Here is a 9992-nt window from a genome sequence, read left to right on the forward strand (position 1 = left end):
CGGCCGACCTGGACGCCCGGACGACGGCCGCGCTGCGCGCGAACCTGCCGGTCACCGGCGCCGACGGCGCGGTCGACCCGGCGGGCGTGCCCGCGCCGGGCACCGACCCGCGCACGGTCCGGGCCTGGTGGGACTCGCTGACCCCGGCCCAGCGGCGGGCGCTGGTCACCGGGCATCCCGAGCTGGTGGGCAACCTGGACGGGGTGCCGGTCGCCGACCGCGACGCGGCCAACCGGCTCGTCCTGGACCGGCAGCGGGACGTGCTGACGGCCCGTCGCCGGGAGCTGGCCGACCGGGAGGCGTACATCCTGCGGATGCTGGCCGAGGGCCGCCGCGACGAGCTCTACCCGCCCAGCCTCCGCCGCGACCCCGCCGGCGAGGAGCTGGCCCGGCTGCGCGCCGAGGCCGGCGACATCGACGGCAAGCTGCGCGGGACGGACCGCATCACCGAACGGCTGGCCAACCCCGATCCCACGCTCCCCCGGGCGTACCTCATGGGGTTCTCCACCGACGGGGACGGGCGGGCGATCGTCGCGGTCGGCAACCCCGACGAGGCCGACAACGTGCTCACCTACGTGCCCGGCACGGGCGCGGACCTGTCGAAGACGCGCGGGGACATCGACCGCACCGACAAGATGGTCATCGACGCGACGCGGGCCGACCCCACGGCCACAACCGCCGGGATCCTCTGGCTCGGCTACGACGCCCCGGACACGGTCGGCGAGGCCGCGTCCAGCTCGTACGCCCGCGACGCCGTTGCCGACCTCGACCGGTTCACCGACGGGCTGCGGGTCACCCACGAGGGCGCGCCGTCGCACAACGTCGTGCTCGGGCACAGCTACGGTACGACCGTGGTCGGCAACGCCGCGCAGGCCGGCGACGGCCTGGCGCCCGACGACCTCGTGCTCGTCGCCTCCCCCGGTCTCGACACCAACAGCGTCGCCGACCTGCGGGGGGTCACCGCCGACCACGTGTGGGCCACCCGCGCCGACAACGACCTCATCCGCCGGGTGCCGGACATCGACCTGGCCCACGGCAACGACCCGGTCCGGGAGGACTTCGGCGCCCGCGTGTTCACCAGCGCGCCCGGCGACCCCGACAACGAGGGCAGGGTCCACTCCGCGTACTGGGACAAGGACAACGTCGCCCGGCTCAACATCGCACGGATCGTGACCGGCAACTACGCGGCGGTGAGCTGATCGTGAGAGCCAGAATCCTGAGCGGGGGCCTCCTCGCCGCGATACTGATCATCTCGGGTACGGGATGCGACAAGGGGGATCCGGTGCGACCGACCATCACCGCGGCGCAGGCCACCGACCGGGCGCGCCAGATCGTGCAGGACGCCTTCGCCGCCCTGCCGGCCGGCGCCGAGCTCAAGCACACCGGCCCCGACCTGCTGCCCTGCGACGACCCCACGGACGGCGGCCCGCCCGGACGCGTCTTCGCCGACCTCAGCTACGACGTGACCTACCCCGCCGGGTGGCCCGCGGACAAGGCCCTGGACGCGCTCAAGGGCCACTGGTCGACGCGCGGCTACGAGGTCTGGACCCGGGTCGACGACGGCGAGCTCAACCAGACCACCGCCGAGGATCCGGACGGCTTCCGGGTCACCGTGGAGATCTACACCCGCGCGGGCGGGCGGCTGGACCTCTATATCACCGGCAGCTCACCCTGCGTATGGGAGTTCGGCACACCCAGTGCCGGTCAGTAAGCACATTGCCGGGCAGTAAGGCTGAGCGCCGCGGTCCGGCACCGGCCCGGGCGGGCAGGGCGGACGCGCGGCGCTCGCTGGCCTGCGCGCGGTCGCGTCAGAGCTGGTCTTCGGGGCGTTGCCGCCAGCGGTCCTCGAGGCGATCGATGATGGACGGCTTGCGCGAGCGCGTCGAACGGCTCGCGGTGCCACCCACGGAGCGCAGCTCGGGATGGCGGGCGCGGCGCACCGACTGGATCGCGAACGCGACCGAGCCGAGCATCACGACGAAACCCGCCACGCCCAGCAGGGGCAGCACTGCTGCCACACCGTAGATGAGCAGGGCGAGACCGACCAACACCCCGAAGCCCGCCAGCAGCACCCGACGCCTCGCATGGAAGCGCGGGTCACTGGCGCGCACGGCTGAGGCGAACTTGGAGTCCTCAGCCAGCGACCGTTCGATCTGCTCGAACAGCCGCTGCTCGTGTTCGGACAGCGGCACGGCACTCCTCCCCGGTCCTCATGCCGACCTCGTGGGATCGGCAGACCGCCAGCAGCCGATCGGCCGCATAGTGCAAGTCTACGAGGGGGGCAGCGGGTCGGAAAGCGGATCGATGATGCGTTCTTGACTGACTGTCGGGACGAGGCTCGCGGGACGCACTGTGTTCGGGCCGAAACGGACAGCAACGGCGTCCGCGGCACGCTCCGCCTCCCGCCATCCGACCTCCCGGTCACCCAGCGCGAGCTGCCGGGACAGGCCATCCACAGCGCCGAGCGACTCGGCCCGCACGCCGACCAGCCGGATGGGCGAGGTGGGGGCCAGTGTCCGGAACAGGGCCCAGGCCGTGTCAAAAAGCTCACGGGCCACGTCCGTGCCGGTGTGCAGGGTGCGCGACCGGGTCATCGTGGTGAAGTCGGCCAGTCGCACCTTGAGCGCCACGGTGCGGCCGGCCTGCCCGGCGGCGCGCAACCGGCCGGCGACCGTGCCGGCCAGGGCCAGCAACGTGCGCCGGATCACCTCCGGGTCGGCCACGTCGACGTCGAACGTCGTCTCGGCGCCGATCGACTTCTCGACCCGTTCGGGCGTCACGCGGCGCGGGTCGTCCCCGGCCGCGAGCGCGGCGAGGTGCGCGGCCGCGGCGACGCCCACCGCGTGGCGGAGCATCCCGGCCGGTGCCGCCGCGACGTCGCCGACGGTGGTGAGGCCGAGCCGGCGCAACGTCTCGGCGGTGCGCTCGCCCACCCCCCACAGCGCCTCGACGGGCAGGGGGTGCAGGAACTCCAGCGTGGCCGCGGCGGGCACGACCGACAGGCCGTCCGGCTTGGCGCGGGTGGAGGCGAGCTTGGCCACATATTTCGTGGCGGCGACCCCGACCGAGCAGGTCAGGCCCTGCTCGGTGCGGACGCGCCGGCGCAGCGCCGCCGCGATGGCGGCGGGCCGGCCGAACAGCCGGACGGCGCCGGCCACGTCGAGGAACGCCTCGTCCACCGACAGCGGCTCGACCAGGGGCGTGACGTCCCGGAAGATCGCCATGATGGCGGTCGAGGCCTCCCGGTAGGCGTCGTGGTCGGGGTGGATGTAGATCGCGTGGGGGCACAGGCGGCGGGCCCGGGACGTGGGCATCGCGCTGCGCACGCCGTATTCCCGGGCCTCGTAGCTGGCGGAACTGACCACGCCGCGCGGACCGGTGCCGCCCACGACGACGGGCCGGCCGGCCAGCTCGGGGCGCCGCCGGATCTCGACGGAGGCGAAGAAGGCGTCCATGTCGACGTGCAGGACGGGGCAGCCGGTGTCGTCCCCCTCGGGCCCGAAGGCGCCGGACGAGGAGCCACCGCGACGTTGCGACCGCCCGGAGGCGGTCCGGATCTGCTGGCTGCGCCCCATGCGCGCAGACTAGCCCGACCCTGCGACAGTCACGACCGGGCGATCAGCAGCGGGATCATCATCTCCAACGCCGTGGACGACCCGTGCATAGCGATGAGCCTGGCCACCGTCGGCGGGTCGGTGCGGGTGGCCAGCAGCGCCGTCCGGTCGCGGCAGATCGCCACCACATCGCCGACGCGCTGCAGGTGCGCCTCGCTCACCGGGCCGAACCAGCCGGCCGCCACCGCCTCCTCGCGGGGCAGCACCCACGCGGCGTCGCCGAGCACGCCCCGCCACGTGGCGAGCACGTCGTCGCGGGCGCCCGGCAGGGTGTGCACGTAGCGCACCCGGGGCTCGCCGGCGAGCACGCGGACGCCGTCGCGCAGCCCCGGCACCGTGTCGACGTCCACCCGCGTGTCCGCGGGGATGTCCAGTTGCCCGTGATCGGCGGTGACCAGCAGCGCCGTGTCCGGCGGCAGGCCGTCGAGGAGGCGGGTCAGCATGCGGTCCACCTGGCGCACCGCGCCGATCCACTGCGGCGAGCCGAGCCCGGCCTCGTGACCCCAGCGGTCCACGTCGGGCACGTACCCGTAGACCAGTGTCGGCGCCGGCGCGGTCGTCAGCGCGCGGAGCATGTGGGCGGCCACGGCGTCCGGCTCGGCCGCGCCGATGTACTCCCCACCGCGCCAGGCGGCCACCGTCAGGCCGCTGCCGGCGAACTCCGGCTTCGCGACCACGTGCGTGGACACCCCGTACGCGGACGCGATGTCGAACTGGGTGCGCAGCGGCTGCCAGCGCAGCGGGTCCGGGTCGTCGGTCCAGCGGGTGTGGTTGAGGACCCGGTCGGTGCCGGGCACGTTGAGGAAGAAGCCCACAAGGCCGTGGGCGCCCGGCGCCGCGCCGGTGCCGAGGCTGGCCAGGCTCGACGGCGTCGTGGACGGGAAGCCCGTGGTCAGGGCGAGGGAGTCGGGGCGCGCGGCGAGCTCGGCGAGCACCGGCGCGTGCGGTGCGGCGAGCGGCAGCATGTGGTGGCCGAGGCCGTCGACGAGCAGCACCGCGATCCGGCGCGCCCCGGCCAGCGGCCCGGCGGCCAGGCCGATCGGGTCGGTGGAGCCCGGGACGCCGAGGGCCGTCAGGGCGCCGGGCAGCACGTCGGCGAGACTCGCCTCGCCGTAACGCGGCGAAACTGTCTGCAGCCCGGTCATGCCGCCCTCGCGCGTCGCCCGGTCATGGTCTGCGGGCCAGGAGGTGCAGCTGGGTGGCGATGTCGCGGTAGGGCTGGCGGCCCGCGGCGGCCAGCTCGAACGCCAGCAGCGCCTCGTGCTCACGCTCCAGCACGGCACCCGGCACCAGGTCGGCGACGACCCGTACGCCATGGATCCCGGCCACGGTGAGGCCCGCGGCCGTGAGCAGTTCGGTCGCCGAGGCCACGTCGAAGCGGCGGCGCACCGCGCCACGGCCGGCACCCGCCGCGGGCTCGCGCCGGACGCTGAGGGCCGGCTCGCCCAGCAGGTCCACGGCCGCGTCGACCTGGCCGTTGATGGCCCGGGCCAGCGCGGCGGCGACCCGGTTGGCGACCACGACACTCGCCGCGCCGCCGGGCCGCAGGATCGTGGTCAGCGCCGCCGCCACTCCGGCCGGGTCGTCCACCATCTCCAGCAGACTGTGGCAGAGCACGAGGTCGGCGCTGTCCGGCGCGACCAGCTCGGCGAGCGCGTCACCGTCGCCCTGCACGGCCGTGACCAGGCCGGCCACGCCGGCCTCGGTGGCGCGGCGGGTGAGGGCCGCGAGCGCGTCGGGGCTCGCGTCGACGACGGTGACCTGGTGCCCGAGCTGGGCCAACGGCACCGCGAACCCGCCCGTGCCGCCGCCGACGTCGACGACCCGCAGGCCGTCGCCACCGAGCCGGGTCAGCTCCCCGCTCAGCACCTGCCAGACCACCGCGGTGCGCGCGGCGGCGTGGGGGCCGGCGGGCGCGTGGGTCGAACTGCTCACCCTGCGAGGGTAGGCCACCGGTCCGCGCTCCGTGTCCACCCACCCATGCCGAGTACGCCCACGATCTACCCGGAACGCCCAGCGGAGCCCTGGTGTCGCTAAGCGGACAGATCGTCGCGGGGACGTGGTGCTGACACGCATTTCCGGGGATTGACAGCCATCGACCCGGGCATCGACCCGGGGTTGCTGGCCGCCGAGGGCCTGCCCGGCGCCGGACCGCGATCCATTCTTGGATCCAGCAGCCAGACCATTGATTGGGCAAAGTCTTGCGCAGATTCACGTGCACATGCACGCTGGCCCGGACACCCATAGCCACACCCGCGGCCGGTCGTTGGAGCCTGTGTACGACGATCGGCGGCGGCGTTCACCACCCCCGTTCGCCCGTAACGACGATCAAGACGTGACCGCACGACCCCCGTGCACCTGACAGTTCCCTGCCGGCCAGACCGATGTGTACGCGCGAGTACTTCCGTACGATCGGTTGGTCCCCCGGCGTGAAGCTGAGGAGTAGTGGTGCTATGCCGTCTTCGCACCGCGACCCGACGGGCCCGCCCGCGATGGCCAGTCTGGACCTGCGCGACGTCAGCGCGCGCATCGATTACGACGAGTTCGGTGAACCTGTGCTCGTGGTGACCGACGGCGAGGTCACGATCGAATTCACGGGCGGCCTGCGCGGCACGTCGATGACGGCCGCTCTCGGCGCCCGGCAGCTCGCCACGGCCGCCCGCGACTACGCCGAGACCGTGCGGACCCTCCTGCGCGGCCGGCCGAACCCGCTGGACCAGGAGTCGGCGCCCCTCAACGGAAATCGCGGGACCGCCCGGTAACCGGCAGGGTCAACGCCTCCAGGTGATCGGCGACGAGGTTCACCACGTCGTCGACCCGCTCGAGCCGCCCCCGCACGAGCATCGCCTGCGCCGTCCGCGCCACCCGACGGAAGCGCTGCCACAGGCCCGGCGAGCAGACCACGTTCAGCATGCCCGTCTCGTCCTCCAGGTTGAGGAACGTGATGCCGCCCGCCGTCGCCGGGCGCTGCCGGTGGGTCACGATGCCGCCGACGAGGACGCGTTCGCCGTGGCGGCGGGCCGGCAACGCGTCGACCGGCAACGCGCCCCGGCGGGTCAGGGCCCCCCGGGCGAACCGCACCGGATGGGTGTCCGGGGACAGGTTGGTCGCCCACACGTCCGCCACCATGCGTTCCACGTCATCCATGCCGGGCAGCGCGGGCGCGCGTACCCCGGGTGTTGTTCCCGGCAGGCGGTCGGGCCGTTCCTGCGCCGCGGCCCCGGCCGCCCACAACGCCGCGCGGCGGTCCAGCCCGAAGCAGGCGAACGCGTCCGCCGTGGCCAGCGCCTCCAGGTTGGCGGTGGAGAGCGGGCGGCCGGTCGCGGCGACGCGGCGGGCCAGGTCGCGCAGGTCCCGGTACGGGCCGCCGCGGGCGCGCTCGGCCTCGATCCGCTCGGCCAGATCCTTTCCGATCGTGCGCACCTCGGCCAGCCCGAGGCGCACCACCGGCCCGCCGATCCCCCACCGCTTCGGCGACTCCCCCGGTCCGTTGCGCGGCCCGCCCGGCACCGTCGGCGGCTCCAGGGTGGCCAGCGCGTCGCTCGCGTTGATGTCGGGGCGGCGGATCGTCACGCCGTGGCGGCGGGCGTCGTCGGCGAGGCTCTGGGTGGAGTAGAAGCCCATGGGCTGGGCGTTGATGAGCGCGGCGCAGAACGCGGCCGGGTGGTAGCGCTTGAACCAGGCGCTGGCGAAGACCAGGTACGCGAAGCTCATCGCGTGGCTCTCCGGGAAGCCGTAGCCGGAGAACGCGGCGAGCTTGAGGAACAGGTCCTCGGCGAGCTGCCCGGTGATGCCGCGCTCGGCCATGCCGTCGAAGAGGCGCTGGCGCAGCCGGCCCATCCGCTCGGCCGAGCGCTTGGCGCCCATCGCGCGGCGCAGTTCGTCGGCGCCGGCCGCGTCGAAGCCGGCCACGTCGATGGCCATCTGCATGAGCTGCTCCTGGAACAGCGGCACGCCGAGGGTTCTTTTCAGCGCTTTGGTCAATAGAGGATGCGGTGGAGTCGGTTCCTCTTTGCCTTGTTTCCGGCGGATATAGGGATGTACCGAGCCGCCCTGGATCGGGCCCGGCCGGATCAACGCGACCTCGACGACCAGGTCGTAGAACTCCCTTGGCCGCAGCCGGGGCAGGGTGGCCAGCTGGGCGCGACTCTCCACCTGGAACACCCCGACCGCGTCCGCGCGGCACAGCATGTCGTAGACCTCGGCGTCGGCCAGGTCGAGCGTGCCCAGGTCCATCCCGGAGTCGACGAAGTCGATCGCGAAGTGCAGCGCGGCGAGCATGCCGAGGCCCAGCAGGTCGAACTTCACCAGGCCGGTGGCGGCGCAGTCGTCCTTGTCCCACTGCAGCACCGTGCGGCCCGGCATGGTCGCCCACTCCACCGGGCACACCTCGATGATCGGCCGGTCGCAGATCACCATGCCTCCGGAGTGGATGCCCAGGTGGCGCGGGAAGGTCTGCAGCTCGTTGGCGTACTCGATGACGTGCGGCGGGATGTCGTCCACCGCGGCGGCCGCGACCCCGCCCCAGCGGTCGATCTGCTTGCTCCACGCGTCCTGCTGGCCGGGCGGGTAGCCGAACGCCCGGGCGATGTCGCGCACCGCCGAGCGCGGCCGGTACGAGATGACGTTGGCGACCTGGGCGGTGTGCCGGCGCCCGTACCGCTCGTAGACGTACTGGATGACCTCCTCGCGGCGGTCGGACTGGATGTCGACGTCGATGTCGGGCGGGCCGTCGCGCTCCGGCGCGAGGAACCGTTCGAACAGCATCTCCCAGCGCACCGCGTCCACATTGGTGATCCACAGCGCGTAGCAGACGGCCGAGTTGGCCGCCGAGCCGCGCCCCTGGCAGAGGATCCGGTTGTCCCGGCAGAACCGCACGATGTCGTAGACGACCAGGAAGTACCCCGCGAAGCCCAGCTTGTCGATCATGTTCAGCTCGTGGTCGAGCTGCCGGTAGGCGTCCGGTCTTTCCCGGCGGGCGCCGTACCTGACCTTCGCGCCCTCCTCGACGAGGTGACGCAGCCAGGTCATCTCCGTGTGCCCCGGCTCGGGCAGCGGGTAGTCGGGCAGCCGCGGCGCGACCAGGCTCAGGTCGAACGCCAGCTCCTTGGCCAGCGCCGCCGCGTTGGCCACCGCGTCCGGGTAGGCCGCGAACCGGCGCGCCATCTCGGCCCCGTCGCGCAGGTGCGCGGTCGCGGCCGCCGGCAGCCACCCGTCGATCTCGTCGAGGCTGCGCCGCGCCCTCACCGCGGCCACCGCGGTGGCCAGGCGCCGCCGCCCCGGGTGCGCGTAGTGGACGTTGTTGGTGGCGACGACGCGTAGCTTTCTGCTGCTGGCGAGGGCGGCCAGGGCATCGTTGCGGTCGCCGTCGGTCGGGTCGCCCAGATCGGTCAGCTCGACGGCGACGTGGTCGGCGCCGAAGAGATCGACCAGCCGGTCCAGCTCCCACGCGGCCGCCTGCGGCCCGTCGACGCGCAGCGCCTGCGGCACATGGCCCTTGCGGCACCCGGTGAGCAGCTGGACATGCCCGCGCAGCGCGTCGGCCACGTTGTCGAGGTCGTAGACGGGGCGGCCCTTCTCGCCGCCGGCGAGCTGGGCCTCCGCGATGACGGTGGACAGCCGGGCGTAGCCGGCGCCGCCCCGGGCGAGCAGGAGCAGGTGGTTGCCGACCGGGTCGGCCTCGCCGTTCTGCTTCCTCGGCAGGTCCAGGGACAGCTCGGCGCCGAAGATCGTCGGCAGGTCGTACGCGGCGGCGGCCTCCGCGAAGCGGACCACCCCGTAGAACCCGTCGTGGTCGGTGACGGCGAGCCCGGTCAACCCGAGCCGGACCGCCTCCTCCACCAGCTCCTCGGGCTGGCTCGCCCCGTCGAGGAAGCTGAAGTTGGTGTGGCAGTGCAGCTCCGCGTAGTCGACGCCGGGCTCTTCGCGGGTCAGCTCCGGCGCCTCGTAGGGCGGGCGCTTGCGGGTCCAGAGCGGGGTGTCGCCCCCGTCGCCGTGGTCGATGGTGATCGGGTCGTGCACGACCGGCGCGCGCCCGGAGAGCACGCGCTCGACCTCCGACCACGGCACCGGTGGGTTGTTCCACCCCATCAGCGACCCCGACCGTCAGTCATAGAGAGCCACCACCTGCCACCGGCCCCGGTCGAGCGCCACGAGCAGCGCGCGGCCGTCGGCGAGCTGGAGCTGCAGCCGGACCAGGCGCCGCGCCTCGTCCGGCACCCACCACCGCTCGTCGACCGGCCACGGCCCGGCCCACGCGGCGATGTCGACGGGCCTCTCCCGGCCGAACGCGATACGGGCGGGCGCGCCGCTCATCACGAGCCGCGCCGTCACCGAGACCGGCGCGCCGGTCGCGTCCGTGACGGTCGCGGGGGTCGG

At 73.8% G+C, this 9992-nt stretch carries 8 protein-coding genes and 1 pseudogene; 3 read left to right on the forward strand and 6 right to left on the reverse strand.

Annotation, left to right across the window (positions count from 1 at the left end; all coding sequences use genetic code 11):
• A partial coding sequence (locus ABD211_RS32385; protein ID WP_344140239.1) for an alpha/beta hydrolase occupies positions 1-1199 on the forward strand: 1199 nt, incomplete at its 5' end.
• A gap of 2 nt (positions 1200-1201) precedes the next feature.
• Positions 1202-1711 (forward strand): hypothetical protein, encoded by a 510-nt coding sequence (locus tag ABD211_RS32390; protein ID WP_344140241.1) that lies wholly within the window; start codon positions 1202-1204, stop codon positions 1709-1711.
• Between the two features lie 97 nt (positions 1712-1808).
• On the opposite strand, the gene ABD211_RS32395 is transcribed toward ABD211_RS32390, so the two are convergent.
• The 4 genes from ABD211_RS32395 to ABD211_RS32410 form a co-directional block, all read right to left on the reverse strand.
• Positions 1809-2192 (reverse strand): DUF3040 domain-containing protein, encoded by a 384-nt coding sequence (locus ABD211_RS32395; protein ID WP_344140243.1) that lies wholly within the window; start codon positions 2190-2192, stop codon positions 1809-1811.
• A gap of 78 nt (positions 2193-2270) precedes the next feature.
• Complete coding sequence (locus ABD211_RS32400; RefSeq protein WP_344140245.1) at positions 2271-3575, reverse strand: DNA polymerase IV; 1305 nt, start codon at positions 3573-3575, stop codon at positions 2271-2273.
• 29 nt (positions 3576-3604) lie between these two features.
• Positions 3605-4759: an alkaline phosphatase family protein gene (locus tag ABD211_RS32405; protein WP_344140247.1), complete on the reverse strand. Its 1155-nt coding sequence runs from the start codon at positions 4757-4759 to the stop codon at positions 3605-3607.
• A gap of 22 nt (positions 4760-4781) precedes the next feature.
• On the reverse strand, positions 4782-5549 hold the full coding sequence (locus ABD211_RS32410; protein WP_344140249.1) for a methyltransferase domain-containing protein: 768 nt from the start codon (positions 5547-5549) through the stop codon (positions 4782-4784).
• Between the two features lie 518 nt (positions 5550-6067).
• On the opposite strand from ABD211_RS32410, the gene ABD211_RS32415 reads away from it, so the two are divergent.
• Positions 6068-6376 carry a hypothetical protein gene (locus ABD211_RS32415; RefSeq protein WP_344140251.1) on the forward strand — a complete coding sequence of 103 codons (309 nt, stop codon included), beginning with the start codon at positions 6068-6070 and terminating at the stop codon, positions 6374-6376.
• Here ABD211_RS32415 and ABD211_RS32420 read toward each other — a convergent pair.
• Together ABD211_RS32420 and ABD211_RS32425 are read right to left on the reverse strand one after the other, a co-directional pair.
• On the reverse strand, positions 6348-9704 hold the full coding sequence (locus ABD211_RS32420) for an error-prone DNA polymerase (protein WP_344140253.1): 3357 nt from the start codon (positions 9702-9704) through the stop codon (positions 6348-6350). The genes ABD211_RS32415 and ABD211_RS32420 overlap by 29 nt on opposite strands.
• A 15-nt stretch (positions 9705-9719) precedes the next feature.
• Positions 9720-9992 (reverse strand): annotated as a pseudogene (locus ABD211_RS32425) (DNA polymerase Y family protein); the annotation flags it as partial.

The sequence above is a fragment of the Luedemannella flava genome (assembly GCF_039528515.1).
Lineage (GTDB): Bacteria > Actinomycetota > Actinomycetes > Mycobacteriales > Micromonosporaceae > Luedemannella > Luedemannella flava.

What these genes read in the sequence shown, in the direction of transcription:
- ABD211_RS32400 (WP_344140245.1), bottom strand. Translation starts at nt 3,575, where the DNA reads ATGGGGCGCAGCCAGCAGATCCGGACCGCCTCCGGGCGGTCGCAACGT.
- ABD211_RS32405 (WP_344140247.1), bottom strand. Translation starts at nt 4,759, where the DNA reads ATGACCGGGCTGCAGACAGTTTCGCCGCGTTACGGCGAGGCGAGTCTC.
- ABD211_RS32415 (WP_344140251.1), top strand. Translation starts at nt 6,068, where the DNA reads ATGCCGTCTTCGCACCGCGACCCGACGGGCCCGCCCGCGATGGCCAGT.
- ABD211_RS32420 (WP_344140253.1), bottom strand. Translation starts at nt 9,704, where the DNA reads ATGGGGTGGAACAACCCACCGGTGCCGTGGTCGGAGGTCGAGCGCGTG.